The following is a 23,561-nucleotide window of genomic DNA, read 5'->3' as shown; positions in this document are numbered from 1 at the left end:
GATGAACCGCAGAGATTTTCTCCGTGCCTCTCTGGGCAGTGCCGCAGCGGCCCTTGCGCCGGGGGCGGTCAGTGCCCGGGAGAACCTCAGCCCAGCGCCACAGGCGGTGGGCATGTTGTTCGACTCCACCCTGTGCGTCGGCTGCAAGGCCTGTGTGGCTAAGTGCAAGGAGGTCAACCAGATGCCGCCGACCCCGCTGGGGGATGAGGTCTATGCCGATTTCGCCCAGGATCTCTCACCCCAGACCCATAACGTGATCAAGGTATTCCGCAACGGCAGTCCGCAGACCAAGGACAGCCCGACCGATGGCTTTGCCTTCGAGAAACGCAGCTGCATGCACTGCGTCGATCCCGGTTGCGTCTCGGTCTGCCCGGTGACGGCCTTGGTGAAGCACCCCGTGACCGGCATTGTCAATTACGATGCCGATGCCTGCATCGGCTGCCGCACCTGCATGACCGGCTGCCCCTACAACGTGCCCCAGTTCGATTATGACAACCCCTTTGGCCTATTGCACAAGTGCGAATTCTGCAATCAGAAGGGCCTGGAGCGCATCGATCAGGGCCTGCTCACCGGCTGTGCCGAGGCCTGCCCCACGGGTGCCACCCTGTTCGGTTCCCGAGAGGCCCTGCTGGCCGAGGCAAAGCGGCGCATGGCCCTGACGCCTGGCGAGATCTACAACTACCCCATGGGCGATGTACGCGCCCCGGCCAGCCACCACGAAAAGGCCGTGCCCAAGTATCAGCAGCACATCTGGGGCGAGAGGGAGGCCGGTGGCACCAATGTGCTGCACCTCTCCGCCATCCCCTTCGACCAACTGGGTATGCCGCCCTTGGGCGAGCGTTCCTATGTTTCCATCTCCGAAGGGGTGCAGCACGGCCTCTACAGCTATATGGCCCTGCCGGCGGTGGTGCTGGGTGGCCTGACCTGGCTGGTGAAGCGCAATATCGATGAAGATCAGGAAGGGGACGAGCAATGAGTCAGTATCAACCCCTGCAGCGCCGTATTCTGACTCTGCCCTTTGCCTTTCTTGGCCTGCTGGCCCTGATCGGGCTGTACTTTCTGATCGAGCGCTTCGTCAACGGCATGGGCGCGGTGACCAACCTCAATGGCGGCTTTCCCTGGGGCATCTGGGTGGTGTATGACATCGTCGTCGGCACCGCCCTGGCCTGTGGCGGCTATGCCCTGGCGGTTACCGTCTATGTCTTCAACAAGGGCCAGTATCACCCGCTGATCCGGCCCGCCCTGCTGGCCAGCCTGCTCGGCTATGGCCTGGGCGGTCTGGGTGCCATTATCGACATGGGCCGCTGGTGGCAGTTCTACAATCTGTTCCTGCCCTGGCAGATGAACTTCAATTCGGTGATGCTTGAGGTGGGCCTGTGCGTCAGTGCCTACATCCTGGTACTGCTGATCGAATTCCTGCCCACTGTGCTGCAAAAATACAACGCCGAGACCTGGCTCAAGCGCCTCAACAAGGTGCTGTTCTTCGTCATCGCCCTGGGGGTGCTGCTGCCCACCATGCACCAGTCGTCCCTGGGCACCATGCTCATCGCCATGGGCTGGAAGGTGCATCCCCTGTGGCAGACACTGCACCTGCAACCCCTGCTGGCGGTGCTCACCGCCTTTACCATGGGCTTCGCCATCGTCATGTTCGAGGCCTCCCTGTCCGCCGTAGGCTTTCGCCGTGACCCCGAGACCCAGCTGCTGTCCGGGCTGGGGCGCATCATGGTCGGTCTGATCGCCTTCTATCTGCTGATCCGTTTCGGCGAGATCCTGCTGCGCGGCAAGTTCGGTCTCCTCTTTGCCGCTGACCTGGCCAGCCTGATGTTCCTGCTGGAGACGGCGCTGTTTGCCTATCCCGTGCTGGTATTGCGCTCGGCCTCGGCGCGCAACAGCCCAAGGGCGCTGCTCTACGGCGCGGTGAGTCTGCTGCTGGCCGGTGCCCTGTATCGCTTCAATGCCTTTCTTATCACCCTGGACCCCGGCCCTGGCTACAGCTATTTCCCGGCCCTGCCCGAGTTGATGGTGACCATCGGCCTGGTGGCTATAGAGATCATGGTATTTTTATTTGTGATCAAGACCTTCCCTGTACTGCCGCGGGACCATAAGGGCCCTGCGAGCCACGGCTGATGACCTTGCCCAGTTAGAGTCCCGGTGGGCGCTTGGGCAGCGTCAAGACCCCAGGGAGGGGTTCACGGCGTCCTGCCCATGATTGAACAATTTATCGAATTTGAACTAGAGGAGATGTCCCGTGACGACACGTATCACCGTTGACCCCATTACCCGCATCGAGGGGCACCTGCGCATTGATGTCGAGGTGGATGAGGGCAAGGTCACCAAGGCCTGGTCCTCCGGGCAGATGTGGCGTGGCATCGAGAAGATTCTGGTGGGGCGCGACCCACGCGAGGCCTGGACCTACACCCAGCGCTTCTGCGGCGTCTGCACCACGGTTCATGCCATAGTTTCGGTACGGGCGGTGGAAAACGCCCTGCAGTTGGAGGTGCCGCTCAATGCCCAACTGATCCGCAACATCATCCAGACCGCCCATGCCATCCAGGACCATATCGTTCATTTCTATCACCTCTCGGCGGTGGATTGGGTGGATGTGGTCTCGGCCCTGGATGCCGATCCGGTGGCCGCCGCCAAGCTGGCGGAGTCCCTGTCCGATTGGCCGCTCAATGGGCCGCACGAGATGAAGGCGACCCAGGAGCGGCTCAAGACCTTCGTCGGCAGCGGCCAGCTGGGCCCCTTCGCCAGCGGCTTCTGGGGGCATCCGGCAATGAAGCTGCCGCCGGAGGTGAATCTGCTGGCGGTGGCCCATTACCTGCAAGCGCTGGACGTGCAGAACCACGCCAACAAGATCGTCGCCATCCTCGGCGGCAAGACCCCGCATATCCAGAACGTGGCCGTTGGCGGGGTGAGTAACTCGATCGGCCACGATGCCCCCTCGGTGCTCAACATCGAGCGCCTGATGCTGATCAAGAACTTCATCGACAAGCTGGAGCAGTTCGTCAAGTCCACCTATCTGGTGGATGTGCCGGCCATTGGTGCCTTCTATCTGGATTGGACCCAGATCGGCAACGGAGTGAACAACTACCTGTCCGTGCCCGATTGCCCGCAGGACACCCAAGGCAGGGTATTCGACCTGCCCGGCGGCTATATCGATAATGGCGATCTCAGCACCTTCAAGCCCATCACCCGGTTTGATGATGCCTATTTCCGCGATGGCGTGGCGGAAAGCTCCAAGCACGCCTGGTATGAGGGGGATGCCGCCCTGCACCCCTGGCAGGGCAGTACCGAGCCGCAGTACACGGACTTCCAGGATGAGGGCAAGTATTCCTGGGTCAAGGCCCCCACCTTCTACGGCAAGCGGGCCGAGGTGGGCCCCTTGGCCGACGTGTTGGTAGGGGTCGCCAGCGGCCACAAGGGCTATCAGAAATACCTGAATCAGGCCCTGGGCACGATGAAGGCGGTATCCGGCCTGAGCGAGATCCCCCTCACCGCGCTGGAATCGACCATCGGTCGTCATGCGGCCCGGGCGGTGCGCTGCGCGGTCATGCTGGATACCCTGAAAGACCAATGGCAGCGGCTGGTGGATAACGTTGGCAAGGATCAGGATACCTTCAATGCACCGGTTTTTCCCAAGGGCGAGATCAAGGGGGTTGGCTTCCATGCCGCGCCGCGTGGCACCCTGTCCCATTGGGTGGTGATCGAGGATGCCAAGATCAAGAACTACCAGGCGGTGGTGCCCAGCACCTGGAATGCCGGCCCACGGGATGCCGATGGCCAGATCGGTCCCTACGAGTCGGCCCTGTTGGACAACCCGGTGGCCGATCCCCATCTGCCTCTGGAGGTGTTGCGCACCGTGCATTCCTTTGACCCCTGCATCGCCTGCGCCATCCATATGTTCGACAACGAGCAAAGCGAGATCATCAAGGTGAAGGCGCTTTGAGGGTGCCAAACGCAAACCCTCCACAAAGCATCCTCGTTATTGGCATGGGCAATGTGCTCATGCAGGACGAGGGCATAGGGGTACGCGCCGTGGAGGAGCTGGAGTGTCGCTTCCAGATCCCGCCTGAGGTGCAGGTGCTGGATGGCGGCACCACGGGCATGGAGCTGTTCGAGCCCATGCGCCAGTGTGACTGCCTGATCATTGCCGATGCCATCAACAGCCCCGCCGCGCCAGGTTCGTTGGTACGCATCGCCAACCAGGAGATCCGCGCCTTTTTCCAGACCAAGCTATCCAATCACCAGCTCGGTCTGTCTGACCTGCTTGCCCTGCTGCGGCTCAAGGGTGAGGCCCCGAATCATATCGTCATCATCGGCATGGTGCCCAAGGACCTGGAAAACCGCATTGGCCTCAGCGCCGAGGCCAGCGCCGGGCTGCCCGCCATGGTGGCCATGCTGCGCGCCGAATTGGCCGAGCTGGGGGTGGAGCTGGCACCCCGGCGGCAGCAGGGCAAAGGGCATTGGCAGCGGCAGGCGGATCTGGAGCTGGCGGCATGTGCATAGGCCTGCCGATGCAACTGCTGGAGGCTGGCGAGGTCAGTGCCCTGTGTCGCGGGCGCAACGGTGAAGAGCCGATCCATCTGCTCATGGTCGGCGCGCAACCGGCCGGGACCTGGGTGCTGAGCTTTCTCGGCTGGGCGCGGCAGGTCATCAGCGAGGAGGATGCCCGCCAGATCGACCTGGCCCTGGACGGCCTGGGTGAGATCATGGCCGGTGCCCAGTCCATAGATGTGGACAGGTATTTTCCCGACATCAATCCAGCCGCAGAGGTAGGCCGGGAGGCATGATACAACCCCAGCAGGCGGCCCTGCGCCTGGAGCAGGTCTTTACGCGCATTGCCCTGGAGCAGATGGCCGGACTGCCGCTGCTCAATCCCGCCCTGCGGGTTGAGGCCCTGGGTTTTCAGCACTATCAGGACGGCCTGCTGGGGGTTCTGATCACCCCCTGGATGATGAGCCTGATCCTGCTGCCTGCGGAAGAGGAGGATTGGACATCCCGCGAACTGGGCGATAAGGAACCCAGGGGGTTTCCCGCCGGCCGTTACAAGTTCCTGCTCAACGAGGTCGAAGACCTGGGCCGTTACCTGGCCCATTCCCTGTACTCCCCCATGCACGAATTCCGCAGCCAGGGCCAGGCCCGCGCCGCTGCCGAGGATTTTCTGCGCGGCCTGATGACCCCCAAGACCCCCGACCAAAACAATGCGGTTGACGAGGAGTTGCTGGGCCGTATCATGCGGAACGAGGAACTGCCCGAGGGCAGCGTTCAAGCGGTTCAGCCGGAGACCAGCGATCAGGGTCGGCGCGGGGAGCAAATGATCTCCCGTCGCGACCTCCTTCGTGGACGGGTTCGCCCCGCATCGGAGCACTAAGGATCAGGGATGAGTCCCACTGACTGCTGGCCGCTTGAAGCTAGGCAGCCAGAATTCAACAGTCCCAATGGCGGAGCGATGCAGATGTGTACGGTATGCGGTTGCGGTGAAGGCGAGACCCGGATCGAGGGCCATGATCACGAACATGACCATGCCCACGGGCATCAGCACGGCCATGATCACCACCACTATGGCCAGGGCCCGGCCCACGCCCATGCCCCTGGGCTGAGCCAGGCGCGGATGGTGCAGATCGAAACCGACATCCTCAGCAAGAATAACGAATACGCCCAGGCCAATCGCCGCTGGCTGGCGGCGCACCGGCTGCTGGCGCTGAATCTGGTGTCCAGCCCCGGCTCCGGCAAGACCAGCCTGCTCACCCGCACTATTGAAGCCCTGCAAGACGAATTCCCCCTGGCGGTGATCGAGGGCGACCAGCAAACCAGCAACGACGCCGAGCGCATCCGCGCCACCGGGGTCAAGGCCCTGCAGATCAACACCGGCAAGGGCTGCCATCTGGATGGCCACATGATCGGCCATGCCCTCGAGCAGCTGCAGCCGGAACCGGATGGCATCCTCTTCATCGAGAACGTCGGCAACCTGGTCTGCCCGGCGGCCTTCGACCTAGGCGAGGCGCACAAGGTGGTGATCCTCTCGGTCACCGAGGGCGAGGACAAGCCGATCAAATACCCGGACATGTTCGCCGCCGCCGACCTGATGCTGCTGAACAAGATCGACCTGCTGCCCCATCTGCAGTTCGATGTCGATCAGTGCATCGACTTCGCCCGCCGGGTCAACCCCGCCATCCGCGTGCTGCGGGTCAGCGCCAGCAGCGGCGAGGGCATGGCCGACTGGTACCGCTGGCTGCGCGCCCAGCAATCCCTGGTGGGGTTGGGTGAGTAGCCCCGCTGACTTTCACAGAAAACCGATGGGACGCAGAGGACGCAAAGGAGCGCAAAGGACGCAGAGAAGAGAGAAGAATGAATGCGTAGGTCGGGCTTTAGCCCGACTGTCGTCCGCAAGGACGACTAAGGCGCTGCTAATGGGTTGAACGCCGCTTTTACCTGTGGCCTCACCCTACCAACAGCTGTCGGGCTGAAGCCCGACCAACAGTCTCCAGCCCAGCGCGAGGTTACTGGGTAGGGTTGGGGAGAGGGAACAATCAGGGGTGAGCAGACTTTCATTTTCCGGGGTGGCGCTGTCCGCTCCATGAGCCTTAGGTTGAAGACCATGACCCAGTTTAGCCCTTTTGATGTGGCTGATTATCTGGACAACGAAGAAACCATTGCTGCCTACCTCACAGCCGCTCTGGATGATCCTGATCCTGATGCTTTTCTGGTTGCGGTAAAAACGGTGGCTAGGGCTCGTGGCATGGCTCAACTGGCCAAAGATGCAGGGATGGAGCGAACCAGTCTTTACAAAGCTTTGGCTCCAGGTGCAAAACCCCGTTATGAAACCGTCATAAAGGTGGTGCGCGCTTTGGGGGTCAAACTGCATGCCGATGTGGTTCCGGTGCCCTAGGAGCCTGTCGGATTTAGGATGCTCCTACTGCGCCGGTGGGAAGAACGGCTCAAATTTCCCCGATTTTTCGTTGCGTAGGCCAACTATGCGCCTCAAAATCGTGAAAATTTGTTCTCGCTCTCCCACCTTGCTCGCTACGGGCACCTAAACCCGACAGGCTCCTAGTTTGGGCTGAGCCGCTTCTTTCAACCCCAACCCAAGGCCCTAGCCATGTGTTTAGCCATTCCCGCTCAGGTGCTCAGTATCGAAGCCAGTGACAACACCGCCCTGGTGGCCCTGGGGGAGGTGCAGAAGCGCGTCTCCCTGGCCCTGGTGGAGGACGTGCAACCCGGTGACTATGTGTTGCTGCATGTGGGCTATGCCCTCAACAAGCTCAGCGCCGAGGAGGCAGAGCGCACCCTGGCGCTGTTTGCCGAGGCCGATCTGCTGGAGGAGGGTGCCGGAGCATGAAATACATCGACGATTTTCGCCGCAACGACCTGGCGCAGAAACTGGCGCGGGGCATAGCCGCGGCGGTGCAGCCCGGCCGCGACTATCAGCTGATGGAGTTCTGCGGCGGCCACACCCATGCCATCTTCCGCTACGGCGTGCAGGACCTGATGCCGAGCAATGTCCATTACGTCCACGGCCCCGGCTGCCCGGTATGCGTGCTGCCCATCGGCCGGGTCGATCTGGCCATTGCCCTGGCCCGTCAAAATCTCATCCTCTGCACCTACGGCGACCTGCTGCGGGTGCCCGGCAGCGGTCGCACCAGCCTGCTCAAGGCCAAGGCCGAGGGTGCCGATGTGCGCATGGTCTATTCCACCCAGGATGCCCTGCACATCGCCCGCGCCAACCCGCAGCGCCAGGTGGTGTTCTTCGCCATCGGCTTTGAGACCACCACCCCGCCCAGCGCGGTGGCGCTGAAACAGGCCAAGGCCGAGGGCCTGAGCAACTTCAGCCTGGTGTGCAACCACGTCCTCACCCCGGCGGCGATCCACGGCATACTGCATACCCCGCTGCCGGGCCAGCTGGCCATCGACGGCCTGCTCGGGCCGTCCCATGTCAGCACCGTCATCGGTACCCAGCCCTATGTGCCCCTGGCCCAGACCTATGCCAAGCCCATCGTCATCTCCGGCTTCGAACCCCTGGATGTGATGCAGGCCAGCCTGATGCTGATCCGTCAGATCAATCAGGGTCGGCATGAGGTGGAAAACGAATACACCCGCGCCGTCAGCGCCGAGGGCAACCGCAAGGCCCTGGCCCTGGTGGCGGAGGTGTTTGAGCTGCGGCCGAGTTTTGAGTGGCGCGGCCTGGGCCGCCTGCCCGACAGCGCCTTGCAGATTCGCCCGGAATACGCCGAGTTCGACGCCGAGCGGCGCTTTGACCTGCCGCAACAGCCCGCCGAGGAGGTCAAGGGCTGCGACTGCCCGAGCATCCTGCGCGGCATCAAGCGCCCCAGCGATTGCAAGCTGTTCGGCAGCGTCTGCACCCCGGACAACCCCATGGGCTCCTGCATGGTGTCGTCCGAAGGGGCCTGCGCCGCCTATTGGACCTACGGTCGTTTTCGTCAGGAGGCCGCATGAGCCCACAACCCAAACGTTTTGCCCAGCGCCTGAACCTGCGCGAGGGCACTGTGGATATGACCCACGGCAGCGGTGGTCGGGCCATGGCCCAGCTCATTGAAGAGCTGTTCATGCAGCATCTGGACAACCCCCTGCTGCGTCAGGCCAACGACCAGGCAGCATTCGACGTGCCCGCCGGACGGCTGGTGATGAGCACCGATGGCCACGTCATCTCGCCGCTGTTCTTCCCCGGCGGCGACATCGGCTCCCTGGCGGTGCACGGCACCCTCAACGATGTGGCCATGGCCGGCGCACGGCCGCTGTATCTGGCAGCCGGGTTCATTCTTGAGGAGGGCTTTCCCCTCGCCGATCTGGCGCGCATCGTCGCCAGCATGGCCGCCGCCTGCAACAAGGCCGGGGTGGCGGTGGTCACCGGCGACACCAAGGTGGTGGAGCGCGGCAAGGGCGATGGCGTGTTCATCACCACCACCGGGGTCGGTAGGGTGCCCGCCGGGGTCAATATCTCCGGCGATCGCGCCCGTCCCGGCGATGCCATTTTGGTCAGCGGCAGCCTGGGGGATCACGGCGTGGCGGTCATGGCCAGTCGTGAGAACCTGAGCTTCGACACTCGCATCGAATCCGACTCCGCCGCCCTGCACGAACTGGTGGCGGCAATGGTGGCGGTGGCGCCGGGTATCCACTGTCTGCGCGATCCCACCCGCGGCGGCCTGGCAACCACCCTCAACGAGCTGGCGCAGCAGTCCGGCGTCGGCATGCAGCTGGAAGAGACGCAGATTCCGATCAAACCGGCGGTGGCCGCCGCCTGTGAGCTGCTCGGCCTGGACCCGCTGTACATAGCTAACGAGGGCAAGCTGATCTGCATCTGCGCCGCGGAGGACGCCGAACCCCTGCTGGAAGCCATGCGCAGCCATCCGCTGGGTGCGGATGCAGCCCAGATAGGCCAGGTAATCGAAGACCCCCAAGGCTTTGTCCGCCTGCGCACCGCCTTCGGCGGCCAGCGCGTGGTGGACTGGCTAACCGGCGAGCAACTTCCGCGGATTTGCTGAAGCTCAGTGGTTCAAGATTTCAGGACGCAGAGGGCGCAAAGGAGTGCAGAGGACGCAGAGAAATGGGAAAAGCTCAATGCCCCCTTTCCTCCTAGGTAGAGGAGTGCGGTACGTACTGCGCCAGAATGACCTCTCACACGGAAAAGTAATCTGGCTGTCCAATTGTTTCCGGTTCTTTCAGCATAAATCGTGCCTGATTATTGGATCATATGTCCTTAATGCTCCTTGGGTTGATTTAAGTCAATTTTTCTTGATTATGAAAAAATAATCTCTTAATTTTATTGATATATATTAATTGTTGCATAAGTAATGGCAGTATATAATTGGCTGCATGAGCACACAGATCGAAATACGTGAACAGCGCCGTAGGGAGGTGGTCGAGGCCATCGTGTTGAGGCAAGAGCCTGTGCATTTAGTGCAGCGAATTTACAATGTGCCGGAACGCTCCGTGTTTAACTGGCTGTCTCTGTATCGCAGTGGTGGCTGGGATGCGTTACGTGAGGGAGCGCGCAGTGGCCGTCCGCGCAAACTGTCAACGGAAGACATGCGCTGGGTCTATTACGCGGTAACCCTGGGAAACCCGCAGCAGTACCAGTTCGATTTCTGCCTGTGGACACTCAATGCCTTACGGACGCTGATCGAAAAGGAACGCAAGGTCAAACTGAGCAAGAGCGCCGTCAGTCGTCTGCTGAGGCATTTGGGCCTCAGCCCGCAGCGCCCCATCTACAAGTCCTACCAGCAAGACCCGCGCAAGATCGACCGCTACCTCAAGGAAACCTTTCCCGAGGCCGTGGCACAGGCGCAGCGCCTTGGCGCGGCCATCTTCTTCGTGGATGAGGCTGCAGTGCGCAGTGATGCCCATCGCGGCCTGACCTGGGGCAAGATCGGCCAAACGCCCGTGGTGAAGAACAGCGGTGGCCGCTTTGGTCTGAAGGTGATCAGCGCGGTCTCGCCTCGCGGCGACATGCGTTTCAGCTTTATCGAAGACAAAATGAACTCGACGAAATTTATCGCCTTCCTGAAAAAGCTGCACCGTGATGCCGGCCAGCCGATCTTGGTCATTACCGACAATGCCCGCTATCACCACAGCAAGGAAATGCAGCGATTCATCGCTGAACAGGAGGGCAAGATACTGCTGGCTTTCCTGCCCGCATATTCCCCGGAGCTCAATCCCGATGAGCAGGGGGAAACAGGGGTCGGGAAACAGGGGTCAGGTCTAGAATAGAAGCCTTTGTACGGCTAGACTAGCATATATGACAAGGCCTAGGCTTTGAATCTAGGCCTGACCCTTATGCACAGAAACGAGGAAATACTTATGGGACTAACTAACGCAAGTATTATTTTGCGAAACCCAAGGCTTCCTGAATTAGAGCCAGTATCAATAGATGCGCTTGCTGATACAGGTGCGGTGCATTTATGCATTCCATCACATATACAAATACAATTAAAATTGGAAGAAATAGATAAAAAGGAAGTCACTTTAGCAGATGGAAGCCAAAGACTAGTTCCCTACGTTGGCCCAATCGAGCTACGATATAAAAACAGGGTGGGTTTTGCAGGAGCACTAGTCATGGGAGATCAACCATTGCTTGGGGCAATTCCGATGGAAGACATGGATTTGGTTGTTGTTCCAAAAACGAGAGAAGTTATCCTAAACCCAAGCAGCCCCAATGTGGCATCCTCGATCGCGAAATAAGGAGAAACATGGGTCAGGTCTAGCATAGAAGCGTTTAATCCGCTAGAAAATTGCTGAATAAATTGGGCCTGGTCTAGATTTTAGACTTTAGTCACTGATCTTACTTACAAAGATAGAGATGGCTATGATTCTAGACCTGACCCTGTTCCTTTTTTGTGCTTAAACACAAAAAGGTTGTGGACTTTGGTCCATATTTGATTATGATTATCGCTTTCACTAACTCAATGCAGATCAGGGGGCACCGATGGAAACAGCAGAATTGACCAGCCTACAACCCGGCCAGCGGGGGCGCATCGTCAAGGTGCGCGGTGAGGGTGAACTCAGGGACCGCCTGGCCGCCCTGGGCTTCCGCGCCGGTGCTACGGTCGGCGTGCTCTACAGCGCCATGATGGGTGATCCCCGCACCTACATCGTCTGTGGCAGTCAGATCAGCCTGCGCAGGAACGAGGCCAGCCAGATCCTGGTCAGCCAATAGGATCAGAAAATCCCTGCACGCCGATGGTCGCCCCAAGGTCGCTCCAAGTGCCATGGGTTGCGGCTGACGGCCGTTGTTGAGCCTAACCCGGCGAGGCCGGAATGAAAAAGGACGCAGAGGAAGCAAAGAAGCACAAAGCGCAGCAAGCGGCCCTTCCTGCGGCTGCCCCGTCAAGCCACCTGTGCTTATCGACCCTGGCATCCTGCTTCGGACCCGCAGGCCCGATGCAGGCCATGCCAAACCGCCCCGCGCCTACTTCTGCTCCAGCCCCAGTTTGTCCAGCTTGTATCTGAGGGCGCGAAAGCTGATGCCCAGGCGGCGGGCGGCGGCGGTGCGGTTCCAGCTGGTCTCGTCCAGGGCGGCGCTGATCAGTTGCCGCTCCACATCCTCCAGTACCTGATCCAGGTTTTGATCCACCCCGATCTGGCCTATGTCCAGGGCCGGGGCCTCGCTCTTTGGCAGACGCAAGTCGTGCGGTTCGATCTGACCTGCCTCACACAGGGCGGCGGCGCGCTCCAATATGTTCTCCAACTCGCGTATGTTGCCGGGAAAACCGTATTCCAGCAGTTGTTGGCGGGCCTGAGGACTGAGTTGCGGACGGGGGATGGCGTTGTGCTGGGCGATGCGGCCGAGCAGGAAGGCGATCAGAGGCTCTATGTCCTCGCGCCGGGCGCGCAAGGGCGGTATTTCCAGCTCGATGACATTGAGCCGGTAGAACAGGTCCTGGCGGAACAGCTCTTCCTCCACCAACTGGCTGAGGCACTTGTGGGTGGCGCTGATCAGGCGCACGTCGGTGGGGATCTCGTGCTGATCACCCAGCGGGCGGATAGACTTTTCCTGGATGGCGCGCAGCAGCTTGACCTGCATGTGCAGGGGCAGGTCGGCCACCTCGTCGAGAAACAGGGTACCGCCCTCGGCGGCCTGGAACAGCCCCTGCTTGTCGGCGATGGCACCGGTAAAGCTGCCCTTCTTGTGGCCGAAAAACTCGCTCTCCATCAGCTCGGTAGGCACGGCACCGCAGTTGACGGCGATGAAGGGCTTGGCCGATCTGGGGCTTTGCTGGTGGATCAGCCGCGCCACCAGCTCCTTGCCGGTGCCCGATTCGCCGGTGATGTGTACCGGTGCCTGGTTGCGCGCCAGCTTGGCGATCAGGTGGCGAATCTCCTCCATTACCACCGAATCCCCCAGCAGGCGCTGCCCGGATTCCGGCTGCGCGGTCTCTGCCGCTATGGCGGTATTTGCCGGGGCCAGGCGCAGGGCCGTCTGCACCAGACGGCGCAGCAGGTCCAGGTCCAGGGGCTTGGAGACAAAGTCGAAGGCACCGAGCTTGAGGGCCTCTATGGCCGTTTCCATGTTGCCGTGGGCGGTGATCACCGCCACCGGCAGTTCGGGCCGTTCCTGGCCGATCTGCTCCACCAGTTGCAGGCCGCTGCCATCGGGCAGGCGCATGTCGGTGAGGCAGAGATCAAACCGGGTGGGCTGGGCCAGATGGGCGCGGGCTGCGGCCAGGTCGGGCGCGGCTATGGTGTCTATGGCCATGCGCGAAAGGGTGATCTCCAACAATTCGCGGATGTCCGGTTCGTCATCGACAATGAGGGCGAGGGGTTTGCTCATGAGGCTAAGTGTAAAGCCCGCAGCGGTCAGCTGCCAGTGGTCAGTCGGCGGCCAAGTGGTCTCCGGCGTCACGGTCCTTCACGGGGCAAGTAGCTCCTAGCCCCGCGCATCACCCTGACGAAACACCAGCACAAAGCAGGCTCCGGGGTCCGGGGGCAGGGGCTTGAGGCCGATGTTGTTGGCCTCGCACAGCTCGCGGGCGATGTACAGCCCCAGGCCGGTGCCGTCGCTGCGGGTGGTAAAGAAGGGCTCGAACAGCCGCTCCAGGGCCAGCGGGGAGAGGCCCGAGCCATTGTCGCACAGGCTCAGGCGCGGCTGGCCGATGTCATCCCGGTCCAGGCGCAGGCGGATGCGGGTCTGTTCGCCCCGGCCGGAGTGGCGCAGGGCGTTTTCGCACAGATTGGTCAGCACCTGCTCCAGCTGCAGGCTGTCCACCCGCAGCGGGTGGCTGCCGCTGCTGTGCAGTTCGATCTGCTCGGGTGTCAGGTCGTGCAGGCGAACGAAGCCGCTGATGAAGCGCTCCAGCCAGTGTTCGGCGTCGATCGCCTCATGCCGTGGTTCCTGCCGCCGGGATAGCTGCAATATGCTCTCGATGGTCTCGTTCACCCGCTTGCTGTTGCCCTGGATGATCTCCAGCAGGCGACGGTCGGCGGCATCTATGCCCTCGGCCTCGGCCAGCAACTGGCCGGCGTGGTTGATGGAAGACAGCGGGTTGCGGATCTGATGGGCGATACCGGCGGTCAGCCGTCCCAGGGAGGCGAGCTTGATCTGGCGCGCCTGGCGCATGGCCTCGGAGGCATCCTCCAGGAAGATCAGGGTGCAGCTGTTGTCCAGCCCGCTGGGGCGAAAATGCACGCGCAGCTGGTTGTGTTCCGTTTCCAGGGTCTGACCGGCGCTGGATTCCACCTCGGGCGCGGCACGCCACTGCCGCCACAGGCGATCGAGCAGGGGGCTGGCACGGCCCAGGTGGCTGGGCTTGCGCTCCTCGGTGATGTCCAGCAGGCGGCGTGCGGCCTGGTTCAGGTAGAGGATCTCCGCCTGATGATTGCTCACCAGCACGCCGGTGCTCATCTGCTGGATGATCTGCTGATTGATCTCGGCCAGGTCGGCCAGTTCACGGGCGCGCTGCTGGGCCAGGGACTCGCTCTCGCGCACCCGCAGCGACAGGGTGGCGGCGAGCACGGCGATGGCGAAATAGACCGCGCCCAAAAGACCGGCCTGGGTGAAGGCGCGGGTGTCAAAGCCCTGGATGCCGCTGGAATAGAGTTCACCGGCGAACACGCCAAAGGTGGCGATGGCGGCGAGAAACAGCACCAGTCGGCCGCGTACCAGCAGACTGGTCAGGGCGATGGAGGAGGCCAGCAGGCTGCCCAGGGCGGTGGTCATGCCGCCGCCGTTGTGGATCAGCAGGGGAATGACAATGCAATCCACCAGAAACATGGCCAGGGCCTGGTTGCCGGCGCTAAACCAGTTCTTGTAGAAGGTCAGGCCGCTGAGCAGCACCAGTCCCAGGTAGCTGAAGCTGATCAGACGGAATAGCTCTGGGTGGCTGGGGCCGCTGATCTTGAGGCGAAACTCGCCATAGACCACGGCCAGCAGCAGGCAGGCCAGCAGCACCCGATAGACAATCAGGATCAGCAGGGCACGTTGTTCCTGCCGGTAGGTCTTGTTATCGATCAAGGGGGCCGGCATCACGGTGCTCGGGGCAGCAGTAGCTACGCCCCTGCGCCTCAATCGCCTCCTGGCTGGGCAGATACAGGCCGCAGTGGGCGCAGCGCACGGTCAGCTGCGCCGGGGTGGATGTTTTCCGGGCGGCTTGTTGCTGGCGTTGCCGTTGCCGCCAGAGGTGGCGGCCGATGAAAAAGATCAGGGCCAGGGCAATGAGCATCAGAAGGGTCTTCAAAACGGATCACCAGTTTGGGCTAGAATGGGACCAAGTATCAGCGGCTAGGTGTCAGTAGCTTAGCCTGAAAGTCAGGACAGCCACCAGCCGCCAGCGTCAATTCAATATTGATGTGGCCCGGATCCAGCCCCGATACAGTGCAGCGGAATCCAGGGGCTGGCGGCTGGCCGCTGGTCGCTGAAAACCATTCAACCCACAGGGCAATGCGATGAACCTACACGAATACCAGGCCAAGCAACTGTTTCGCCAGCAGGGCATTGCGGTGCCCGAGGGTCGCTTATTGCAGCAGGCCGAGCAGCTGCCCCAGGCCGCTGACGAGTTGGGGGGGAACCACTGGGTGCTCAAGGCCCAGGTGCATGCCGGCGGTCGCGGCAAGGGCGGTGGCGTGCTGGTCAGCGGCTCGCTGCAAGAGCTTGAGGCCGCTGCCCGGCGCATCCTCGCCCAGCCGCTGGTGACGCCGCAGACCGGCCCCGAGGGCCTGCCGGTCTCCGCCCTGCTGCTGGAGCCGGCCTGCGCCATCCTGCGTGAGCTCTATCTCGGTCTGCTGCTGGATCGCGCCGCCGAGCGCCTGCTGGTGATGGCCTCCGCCGCCGGCGGCATGAGCATCGAACAGGTGGCGGCCAACACGCCGGAGCAGATCCACAGCCTGCACATCGACCCGGTGGTGGGGGTGCAGCCCTATCAGGGCCGCCAGCTGGCCTTTGCATTGGGGTTGGAGGGGGATCAGATCAAGCAATTCGGCCAGATGCTCAGCCGCCTCTATGCCCTGTTTATCGCCGAGGACGCCAGCCTGGTGGAGATCAACCCCCTGGTGGTAACCCAGTGTGGCGATCTGCTGGCCCTGGACGCCAAGATCAATCTGGACGACAACGCCGCCTTCCGCCATCCCCAGCGCGCCCAGTGGCGCGATCTCAGCCAGGAGGACGCCCGCGAGGCCCAGGCGGCGGAGCACGAGCTCAACTACATCAGCCTGGATGGCAACATCGGCTGCATGGTCAACGGTGCCGGGCTGGCCATGGCCACCATGGACCTGGTCAAGCTGCACGGCGGCTTGCCTGCCAACTTTCTCGATGTCGGTGGCGGCACCACGGCGGCAAGGGTGGCCGAGGCGTTCAAGCTGATCCTCTCCGATAGCCAGGTCAAGGCGGTACTGGTGAACATCTTCGGCGGCATCGTCCGTTGTGACCTGATTGCCGAGGGCATCATCAGTGCCATCAAGGAAGTGGGGATTGAGATTCCGGTGGTGGTGCGCCTGGAGGGCACCCGAGCGGCCGAGGGGCTGGCCATGCTCAATGCCAGCGGCCTGGCTCTGGAGACGGCGTCCGACCTGACCCAGGCGGCGCAACAGGTGGTTTCAGCGGCTGGAGGTGCGGCATGAGCGTACTGGTGAACAAAGATACCCGGGTCATCTGTCAGGGCTTTACCGGCAAGCAGGGGACCTTTCATTCCGAGCAGGCCATCGCCTACGGCACCCACCTGGTGGGTGGCGTCACCCCCGGCAAGGGCGGGCAGAGGCACCTGGATCGACCGGTGTTCGACACCGTGCGGGATGCGGTGGTGCAGGCCGGTGCCAACGCCAGCATGATCTACGTCCCCGCCGCCTTCGCCGCCGATGCCATCCTGGAGGCGGCGGATGCCGGCATCCAGGTCATCGCCTGCATCACCGAGGGCATCCCGGTGCTGGACATGCTGCGGGTCAAGGCGGCGCTGAGGCAGTACGACTGTCGCCTGATCGGCCCCAACTGCCCCGGCATCATTACCCCCGGCGAGTGCAAGATCGGCATCATGCCCGGCAACATCCACCAGCCGGGCCGGGTGGGTATAGTCTCCCGCTCCGGTACCCTGACCTACGAGGCGGTGCATCAGACCACCCAGGCCGGGCTGGGGCAGAGCACCTGTATCGGCATCGGTGGCGATCCCATCCAGGGGATGAACTTCGTCGATTGCCTGGCGTTGTTCAACGCCGACCCCCAGACCGAGGGCATAGTCCTGGTGGGCGAGATCGGCGGCAGCGCCGAGGAAGACGCCGCCGACTACATCCGCAGCCGGGTACAGAAGCCGGTGGTGGCCTACATCGCCGGGGTCACCGCGCCCAAAGGCAAGCGCATGGGCCATGCCGGCGCCATCATCAGCGGCGGCAAGGGCACCGCCGAGGGCAAATACGCCGCCCTGGAGGCCGCCGGCGTCAGCACGGTGCGCTCACCGGCGGATATAGGCCGGGCCATGGCCGGGCTGCTGGCCAGAAGTTAGAAGGGTGAAGTTAGAAGTCAGAAGATGATCGTTGCCGGGTTGCAGATCGAGCCTGAGGTGGTGAACTATGAGCCTGAATGAACTCATTCCAGAGTTAGGGGCACTCTCCCATGCCGATAAGTATCAATTGGTCCAGATCATTCTGCAACAGCTCGCGGAAGAGGAGGGCATAGCTTTGCAGGAGCAGCCCACAACAGCTGAAGTATTTGATCCGCAAGCTTATTTCGGTGTGACCCAGCATGGTCGTCAGGAGCTGGAGTATAACCTGAAGGCTATGCGTTGAACCTTATACACCTATGAACCTGGCCCTGGCGCAAATCAACACCCTGGTGGGTGATATTCAAGGCAATGCCGATCTGGTGCTGGTCTCCGCTCGGGAGGCCCGGCAGCGGGGGGCGCGGCTGGTGCTGTTTCCGGAATTGACCCTCACCGGCTACCCGCCGGAGGACCTGCTGTTTCGCCCCGAGCTGGATCGGCAGGTGGAGGCGCAGCTGGAACGCATCGCCGCCGAGCTGGCCGATAGCGGCGTGGCGGTGGTCATCGGCTATCCGCGCATGCTCGATGGCAAGCGCTTCAATGCCGCCGGACTGATCGATGGCGGTCGCCTGCTGGCCGAGTACCACAAGGCCCAGCTGCCCAACTTCAGCGTGTTCGACGAGAAGCGCTATTTCGAGCCCGGTGGAGAGCCCTGCGTGGCGCATATCGATGGCCTCAGGCTGGGCCTGAGTATCTGCGAGGACATTTGGACGCCACAGGCCGCTGCCCAGGCCCGTGCCGCCGGGGCCGAGGTCCTGCTCAATCTCAACGCCTCGCCCTTCCACGCCGGCAAGGCCGCTGAACGGGAGCAACTGCTGGCCGAGCGGGCGCGGGAAAATGCCATGCCCATTGTCTATGTCAACCTGGTCGGCGGGCAGGACGAGCTGGTGTTCGATGGCGGCTCCCTGCTGGTGGACGCCAGCGGTCGGCCGCTGCACCGCTCGGCCCGCTTTGTCGAGGCACTGGATTTGATCAGCCTGCCAATTGCTGAATCCCGAGTTCCCGAGCCCCGAGTCCCGAGTCCCGAGTCCCGTTCAGACGAACGGGCAGACATCTACCAGGCCCTGGTACTGGGGGTGCGCGACTATGTGCGCAAAAACGGCTTCCAGGGGGCCTTGCTGGGGCTTTCCGGCGGTATCGACTCGGCCCTGGTATTGACCATTGCGGTGGATGCCCTGGGGGCCAATCAGGTGGAGGCGGTGATGATGCCCTCACGCTACACCGCGCAGATGAGCAATGACGACGCCGCCCGCCAGGCACGCGCCCTGGGGGTCTATTGCCGCGCCATCCCCATCGAACCGGCCTTTGTCGCCTTCCAGCAGATGCTGGCCGGGGAATTTGCCGGCCTGGCGACAGATACCACCGAAGAAAACATCCAGGCCCGCTGCCGGGGCCTGGTTCTCATGGCGCTGTCCAACAAGAGCGGGCGCATTTTGCTGACCACGGGCAACAAGAGCGAGATGGCGGTGGGTTACGCCACCCTCTACGGCGACATGGCCGGGGGGTTCGCGCCGATCAAGGACGTACCCAAGACCCTGGTCTATCGCCTGGCCAATTGGCGCAACCGGGATGGCGAGGTAATCCCGCAACGGGTGATCGACCGGCCGCCCTCGGCAGAGCTGCGGCCCGATCAGCGCGACAGCGACAGCCTGCCTGATTATGCCCTGTTGGATGACATCCTCTACCGCTACATCGAGCTGGATCAGTGCCGGGAGCGGATGGTGGAAGACGGCTTTGACCCGGCCCTGGTGGCCCGGGTAACCCGCCTGGTGGACAGCAACGAATACAAGCGCCGCCAGGCCCCGCCCGGGGTGCGCATCAGCCGCCGCGCCTTCGGCCGGGACAGACGCTATCCGATCAGTCGGAAGATCTGAGGACAGGGGACAGAGGACAGAGGACTGAGGACAGAGAGCTGAGGTGTTTAATGCCAGGTGTTATTGATCTGTCGCGTAGCGACGCAAAATTCTGTCTTCCGCCCTCCGTCTTCTGTCTTCTGTTTAGCCCTGAACCAACTCCTGATAGGTTTGCAGGGTCTGGTCCAGCATCTGCTGCAGGCTGAATGGGTTCAGGGGGGAGATCCTCGGCGGACTTTGCAGCCATTGCTGGGCACGTTGTGCCAGGCCCTCGGCATCGTCTAGGGCCACCCTGCCCTCGGGCAGCAGGACGCTGAGCTGCTCCGCCACCCCGCCGTGGTCGTAACCGATCACAGGCACCCCCAGGCTCAGGGCCTCCAGGGAGACGCGGCCAAAGGCCTCCGGCTCGCGGGACAGGGACAGTACGATCTGCGAGATGGCCATGATCTCGCGCAGATCATCCCGATGGCCGACAAAACTCAGCCGGTCCGCCACCCCCAACTGCCGCGCCTGCTGCTGCAGCTCCTGCAGAAAGGCCTGCTTGCCGACCTTGGTCTCGCCCACGATCAGGCCATGGGCCAGGGGCGCGGCCTGTTTAATCCGCGCCAGCAGCTCCAGCAGGTCCTGCTGGCCCTTCCAGCGCGTGACGCGCGCCGGCAGGCAGATCAACTGCTTGCCCTGGGTCTCGGGAAACTGGCCGCACCAGGCCTCAAGCCAGGCCGCATCCGGCTGGTAGCCGGGGGGGAAGGCCGCTGGATCGACGCCGCGATAGATCAGGCGCAGGCGCTCGGCGGGCACCTCGGGGTAGTTGTTCAGCACATAGTCACGGATCATCCGGGAGATGACGATGACCCGCTCACCTCGGGTCATGATGGCGCTGTAGCGGTTCACCGAATAGGGGCCATGCACCGTGGTGACCAGGCGCGGACGCTGGCCGGGGTCCATGCCGCGCCAGGCCAGATAGCCAATCCAGGCCGGCAGGCGGGAGCGCAGATGCAGCACATCCACCCGCTGCTGGCGCAGAAAGCGGCGCAGTTGCGGCACCAGGCGCAGGGTCAGCAGGGACTTGCGGCCTATGTCCCAGGCGTGGTGCTCGCCGCCCTCGCGGCTCAGCTGCTCCACCAGACGGCCACCGGCGGACATGACCAGGGAACGGTGGCCCTGCTGCGCCAGATACTGGCTGATCTCCAGGGTACCGCGCTCGACGCCGCCGCTATCCAGGGCGGGCAGGATCTGCAGCACCTTCATCGGCCAAACCGCTGATTGCGCCGATCAAGGCGGGTTAAATCTGTTTGTTTCATGTGCCTATGATGGATCTAAAAATTACCCTAACGACTGGCTTGTCGTGCCGCATAGGGCGGGCCGCGCCCGCCGCCAAGCCAGAGCAATGAGGCCTGTCCCTGGCGCGGGCGCGGCGGCCACGGGCCGCCCTATACTCTCCCGCCCATCAGGGGGCTCGGCAGACCTGCAGCCCCTACCCGTTTGTTCCTCTCTGCGACCTTTGCGCTTCCTTTGCCTTCCCTTTAACCGCCTTACTGTGAAACAACATGGCTGCCTGTCAATCTGGGAGCTCCGAGCGCTGGCTCGGAGGGGCAAAGGTTCGGTTAGGCGTGGCCCTGCCCAGCAGCAACCCCGGATTCCGCTGCACAAGGATATGCGAGTGTCCCGTGAGGCACGACTGCAGGGCCACCGCCCCACACCTACCGCCCTTTGGGGCTAGGTGTGGGTTCATCGGCTTGGCATGACCTACATCCCTGTAGGCCAGATGCAGGAGGTAGGGCGACGCAGGATGCCAAAGCCGAGGATGCCGATAGGGACCGTTGCACTCCATCCGGGCTACTTCTTCCTCATTCTTCTCTGCGTCCTTTGCGCTCCTTTGCGTCCTCTGCGTCCCATTGATTAGAAGATGTTTCATGTTCCGGGGTGGCCACCTCGCCCCATGATCGTTGGGTCATTCTCCATCCCCCAGCCGCCAGCGCTGGATGATGTATTGGGCGCAGCGGTTGGCCTCTTGCAGCGGCTCTGTGGGCCTGAGTTGGCCTAGGTAGCCGCCCTGCTCATCAAACAGGCACAGGCGTTGTTGCTGCAATAAGGGTTGCAGACCCCGGCTAAGGCGACCCTGGCCACGGGGTGTCAGGGGCAGGACGCCGACGGCGCAACCGGCACTGAGGGCCTCGTAGATCATGGATACCGAGTCCATGCTGACCCAGACCTGACCACACTCGGCCAGGGCCTGATTGACCCAGCCTGGGCCAGTGTCGCGGTGCGGGATCAGGCTCAGGTTGGTCGCTTGCCTGGCCGCCAACAGCGGCAGTAGGTCCGAGGGGGTGCGTCGCGAGTCGCTCAGGCGATACTGCACCTGCGGGTTCTGCGCCAGCAGCAGGCCGATCTGGCGCAGCAGCTGCTGGCTATCCCAGTGAAAATGCGGGCTGGGCCCGCCGAGCAGGATCAGGCCCTGGCGCATGTCCTGCTGCCGACTGGGCTGGATGCTGTTCAGGGCACCCAGGGTAGGCAGTATCCGCGCCGAGGCGGGCGGGTTGTCGTGTTGCGGGATCAGACAGAGATCGAACCAGCCCAGCGGCAGGCTGGGCCGCATCAAAACCAGGCTGCGCCCGCCATAACGCCAGCGCGCCAGCAGCAGGGGCAGGTGGGTGCCATGCCCGGCACCGATGAGCAGGTGGGGGGGGGCGAGCCGGGCGGCCTCTGTGCGCAACTGGCCCAGCCCGCCCAGCAGGCCCGATGCCACGGAAATATCCTGGCAGACAAAGCGGCCCAGCCGCTGTAGCGCCTGGACCAGGCCCAGGGATTGGTTCTCGTGGCCCGGTTTGCCATCAATGAAGCGCCAGATCACCCAGGGCTTGGGCGGTGTCGGACTCACTCCTTGAGCAGTTCGAACCGCGCCCCGCAGTAGGGACACTCGGTCTGGCCCTGTTTGTCGAAGCTCAGATAGACCCTGGGGTGCAGGCTGGCGACCTCTTCATTGCTGCGCGGGCAGCTGATGGGCAGTTCCGCTGGTTCGACCTTGTAGTAGGAGCTGACCTGATGGGCGATGCCGCTGGCGTGTGAACTCATGGCCATGATTCCCTTAAACGTAGCTTAGCCAGTCGCGGTGAAACACCCTGCGGCCATGGACATGGTCGAAATAGAGTTTTTGCAACTGCTCGGTGATGGGGCCGCGGCCGCCGTTGCCGATGGGGCGGCCATCCACCATGCGGATCGGCGTGACCTCGGCGGCGGTGCCGGTGAAGAAGGCCTCGTCGGCGATATAGACTTCGTCGCGGGTGATGCGTTTTTCGATCACCTTTAATTTAAGCTCGGTGGCCAGGGTGATGACCGTGTTGCGGGTGATGCCGTCCAGGGCCGAGGTCAGGTCCGGGGTGTAGATGACGCCATCGCGGACGATGAAGATGTTCTCGCCTGAGCCTTCCATTACATAGCCCTCGGCGTCCAGCAGCAGGGCCTCGTCGCAGCCCGAGTCCTGCGCCTCTTTCAGCGCCAGCATGGAGTTCATGTAGTTGCCGTTGGCCTTGGCCCGGCACATGGTGATGTTGACATGGTGGCGGGTGAAGGAGGAAACGCGCACCTTGATGCCGTTTTGCATGTTGTCCTCGCCCAGATAGCTGCCCCAGTTCCAGGCGGCGACCATGCAGTGGACCTGCAGGTTGTCGGCGCGCAGGCCCATGCCCTCCGAGCCGTAGAAGCACATAGGGCGGATGTAGGCCGAGTCGAGACCGTTTTCGCGCACTGCGGCCAGCTGAGCCTGGTTGAGGGTTGCCTTGTCGTAGGGCATCTTCATGCCGAGGATGTGGGCCGAGCGGAACAGGCGGTCGGTGTGCTCCTGCAGGCGGAAGATGGCGGTGCCCTTTTCTGCCTTGTAGGCGCGTACCCCTTCGAAAACCCCCATGCCGTAGTGCAGGGTGTGGGTGAGTACGTGGGTCTTGGCCTCGCGCCAGGGGACCATCTCTCCGTCCAGCCAGATCACGCCGTCACGATCAGAAAAACTCATGTTTGTTGCCTCAAACGATAAATAGGGAAGCCGTCAGCCCGACTAAGCCTTGCCATATAGTCAGGACGCAGAGTTCGCAGAGAAGCGCAGAGCACCGCAGAGGGTTAATCCTATATTCCTCAGTTAAGCCACAGAGACACAGACGACTCCAGGGCCACCGCCCCACACCTACCGCCCTTTGGGGCTAGGTGTGGGTTCATCGGTTTGGCATGACCTACCTCCCTG

The 23,561-nt window shown here is 62.6% G+C and carries 25 protein-coding genes; 18 read left to right on the top strand and 7 right to left on the bottom strand.

The window, feature by feature from the left end:
- Window position 1 precedes the first annotated feature (1 nt).
- The 14 genes from hybA to D5125_06945 all read left to right on the top strand — a co-directional run bounded on the left by hybA (window position 2) and on the right by D5125_06945 (window position 11,674).
- Window positions 2-976 (top strand): hydrogenase 2 operon protein HybA, encoded by a 975-nt coding sequence (hybA, locus tag D5125_07010; protein ID QFY89250.1) that lies wholly within the window; start codon window positions 2-4, stop codon window positions 974-976.
- On the top strand, window positions 973-2,127 hold the full coding sequence (gene hybB / locus D5125_07005; protein ID QFY89249.1) for a Ni/Fe-hydrogenase cytochrome b subunit: 1,155 nt from the start codon (window positions 973-975) through the stop codon (window positions 2,125-2,127). Before hybA ends, hybB begins: the two co-directional genes overlap by 4 nt.
- Before the next feature lie 121 nt (window positions 2,128-2,248).
- Window positions 2,249-3,949: a nickel-dependent hydrogenase large subunit gene (locus tag D5125_07000; GenBank protein ID QFY89248.1), complete on the top strand. Its 1,701-nt coding sequence runs from the start codon at window positions 2,249-2,251 to the stop codon at window positions 3,947-3,949.
- 44 nt (window positions 3,950-3,993) lie between these two features.
- Entirely contained in the window at window positions 3,994-4,509 is a 516-nt protein-coding gene (locus D5125_06995) for a HyaD/HybD family hydrogenase maturation endopeptidase (protein ID QFY89247.1), read from the top strand.
- Window positions 4,500-4,793 carry a HypC/HybG/HupF family hydrogenase formation chaperone gene (hypC, locus tag D5125_06990; protein ID QFY89246.1) on the top strand — a complete coding sequence of 98 codons (294 nt, stop codon included), beginning with the start codon at window positions 4,500-4,502 and terminating at the stop codon, window positions 4,791-4,793. Before D5125_06995 ends, hypC begins: the two co-directional genes overlap by 10 nt.
- The gene (gene hybE / locus D5125_06985; GenBank protein QFY89245.1) at window positions 4,790-5,374 is read left to right on the top strand and encodes a [NiFe]-hydrogenase assembly chaperone HybE; all 585 of its coding nucleotides are present in this window, start codon (window positions 4,790-4,792) and stop codon (window positions 5,372-5,374) included. The genes hypC and hybE overlap by 4 nt, the downstream gene beginning before the upstream one ends.
- An 84-nt stretch (window positions 5,375-5,458) precedes the next feature.
- Window positions 5,459-6,274, top strand: coding sequence for a hydrogenase nickel incorporation protein HypB (gene hypB, locus D5125_06980; protein QFY91081.1), 816 nt, complete (start codon window positions 5,459-5,461; stop codon window positions 6,272-6,274).
- Window positions 6,275-6,601: 327 nt separating this feature from the next.
- Window positions 6,602-6,892 carry a putative addiction module antidote protein gene (locus tag D5125_06975; GenBank protein QFY91080.1) on the top strand — a complete coding sequence of 97 codons (291 nt, stop codon included), beginning with the start codon at window positions 6,602-6,604 and terminating at the stop codon, window positions 6,890-6,892.
- A gap of 210 nt (window positions 6,893-7,102) precedes the next feature.
- On the top strand, window positions 7,103-7,342 hold the full coding sequence (locus D5125_06970) for a HypC/HybG/HupF family hydrogenase formation chaperone (GenBank protein ID QFY89244.1): 240 nt from the start codon (window positions 7,103-7,105) through the stop codon (window positions 7,340-7,342).
- On the top strand, window positions 7,339-8,457 hold the full coding sequence (hypD, locus tag D5125_06965; GenBank protein ID QFY89243.1) for a hydrogenase formation protein HypD: 1,119 nt from the start codon (window positions 7,339-7,341) through the stop codon (window positions 8,455-8,457). The genes D5125_06970 and hypD overlap by 4 nt, the downstream gene beginning before the upstream one ends.
- Window positions 8,454-9,503, top strand: coding sequence for a hydrogenase expression/formation protein HypE (gene hypE, locus D5125_06960; GenBank protein QFY89242.1), 1,050 nt, complete (start codon window positions 8,454-8,456; stop codon window positions 9,501-9,503). Before hypD ends, hypE begins: the two co-directional genes overlap by 4 nt.
- A 331-nt stretch (window positions 9,504-9,834) precedes the next feature.
- Window positions 9,835-10,728 (top strand): IS630 family transposase, encoded by an 894-nt coding sequence (locus D5125_06955; protein QFY89241.1) that lies wholly within the window; start codon window positions 9,835-9,837, stop codon window positions 10,726-10,728.
- Window positions 10,729-10,818: 90 nt separating this feature from the next.
- A complete protein-coding gene (locus D5125_06950) occupies window positions 10,819-11,199 on the top strand; it encodes a clan AA aspartic protease (protein ID QFY89240.1) in 381 nt (126 codons plus the stop codon).
- 244 nt (window positions 11,200-11,443) lie between these two features.
- On the top strand, window positions 11,444-11,674 hold the full coding sequence (locus D5125_06945; GenBank protein ID QFY89239.1) for a ferrous iron transport protein A: 231 nt from the start codon (window positions 11,444-11,446) through the stop codon (window positions 11,672-11,674).
- 252 nt (window positions 11,675-11,926) lie between these two features.
- Here D5125_06945 and D5125_06940 read toward each other — a convergent pair whose 3' ends face one another.
- The 3 genes from D5125_06940 to D5125_06930 form a co-directional block, all read right to left on the bottom strand.
- Complete coding sequence (locus D5125_06940) at window positions 11,927-13,288, bottom strand: sigma-54-dependent Fis family transcriptional regulator (GenBank protein ID QFY89238.1); 1,362 nt, start codon at window positions 13,286-13,288, stop codon at window positions 11,927-11,929.
- A 96-nt stretch (window positions 13,289-13,384) separates the two neighbouring features.
- Window positions 13,385-14,980 (bottom strand): hypothetical protein, encoded by a 1,596-nt coding sequence (locus D5125_06935; GenBank protein ID QFY89237.1) that lies wholly within the window; start codon window positions 14,978-14,980, stop codon window positions 13,385-13,387.
- Complete coding sequence (locus D5125_06930; GenBank protein ID QFY89236.1) at window positions 14,958-15,191, bottom strand: hypothetical protein; 234 nt, start codon at window positions 15,189-15,191, stop codon at window positions 14,958-14,960. The genes D5125_06935 and D5125_06930 overlap by 23 nt, the downstream gene beginning before the upstream one ends.
- A gap of 208 nt (window positions 15,192-15,399) precedes the next feature.
- Here D5125_06930 and sucC point away from each other — a divergent pair, with 208 nt between their 5' ends.
- The 4 genes from sucC (at window position 15,400) to D5125_06910 (ending at window position 19,351) form a co-directional block, all read left to right on the top strand.
- Complete coding sequence (sucC, locus tag D5125_06925) at window positions 15,400-16,569, top strand: ADP-forming succinate--CoA ligase subunit beta (GenBank protein QFY89235.1); 1,170 nt, start codon at window positions 15,400-15,402, stop codon at window positions 16,567-16,569.
- Window positions 16,566-17,441 carry a succinate--CoA ligase subunit alpha gene (gene sucD / locus D5125_06920; protein ID QFY89234.1) on the top strand — a complete coding sequence of 292 codons (876 nt, stop codon included), beginning with the start codon at window positions 16,566-16,568 and terminating at the stop codon, window positions 17,439-17,441. Before sucC ends, sucD begins: the two co-directional genes overlap by 4 nt.
- 67 nt (window positions 17,442-17,508) lie before the next feature.
- Entirely contained in the window at window positions 17,509-17,724 is a 216-nt protein-coding gene (locus tag D5125_06915) for a hypothetical protein (GenBank protein ID QFY89233.1), read from the top strand.
- Between the two features lie 13 nt (window positions 17,725-17,737).
- Entirely contained in the window at window positions 17,738-19,351 is a 1,614-nt protein-coding gene (locus tag D5125_06910; GenBank protein ID QFY89232.1) for an NAD+ synthase, read from the top strand.
- A 123-nt stretch (window positions 19,352-19,474) separates the two neighbouring features.
- Here D5125_06910 and D5125_06905 read toward each other — a convergent pair whose 3' ends face one another.
- The 4 genes from D5125_06905 to D5125_06890 all read right to left on the bottom strand — a co-directional run bounded on the left by D5125_06905 (window position 19,475) and on the right by D5125_06890 (window position 23,336).
- Window positions 19,475-20,578, bottom strand: a complete 1,104-nt coding sequence (locus D5125_06905; GenBank protein ID QFY89231.1) for a glycosyltransferase family 4 protein — start codon at window positions 20,576-20,578, stop codon at window positions 19,475-19,477.
- Between the two features lie 703 nt (window positions 20,579-21,281).
- Window positions 21,282-22,208 carry a mitochondrial fission ELM1 family protein gene (locus tag D5125_06900; protein QFY89230.1) on the bottom strand — a complete coding sequence of 309 codons (927 nt, stop codon included), beginning with the start codon at window positions 22,206-22,208 and terminating at the stop codon, window positions 21,282-21,284.
- The gene (locus tag D5125_06895; protein QFY89229.1) at window positions 22,205-22,402 is read right to left on the bottom strand and encodes a zinc-finger domain-containing protein; all 198 of its coding nucleotides are present in this window, start codon (window positions 22,400-22,402) and stop codon (window positions 22,205-22,207) included. Before D5125_06895 ends, D5125_06900 begins: the two co-directional genes overlap by 4 nt.
- Window positions 22,403-22,415: 13 nt before the next feature.
- Window positions 22,416-23,336 (bottom strand): branched-chain amino acid transaminase, encoded by a 921-nt coding sequence (locus D5125_06890; GenBank protein ID QFY89228.1) that lies wholly within the window; start codon window positions 23,334-23,336, stop codon window positions 22,416-22,418.
- Between the last annotated feature and the right edge of the window lie 225 nt (window positions 23,337-23,561).

The organism is gamma proteobacterium SS-5 (assembly GCA_009497875.2).
Classification (GTDB): Bacteria; Pseudomonadota; Gammaproteobacteria; order Chromatiales; family Chromatiaceae; genus Magnetovirga; species Magnetovirga frankeli.
This window is presented reverse-complemented; position numbering and strand designations above follow the sequence as displayed.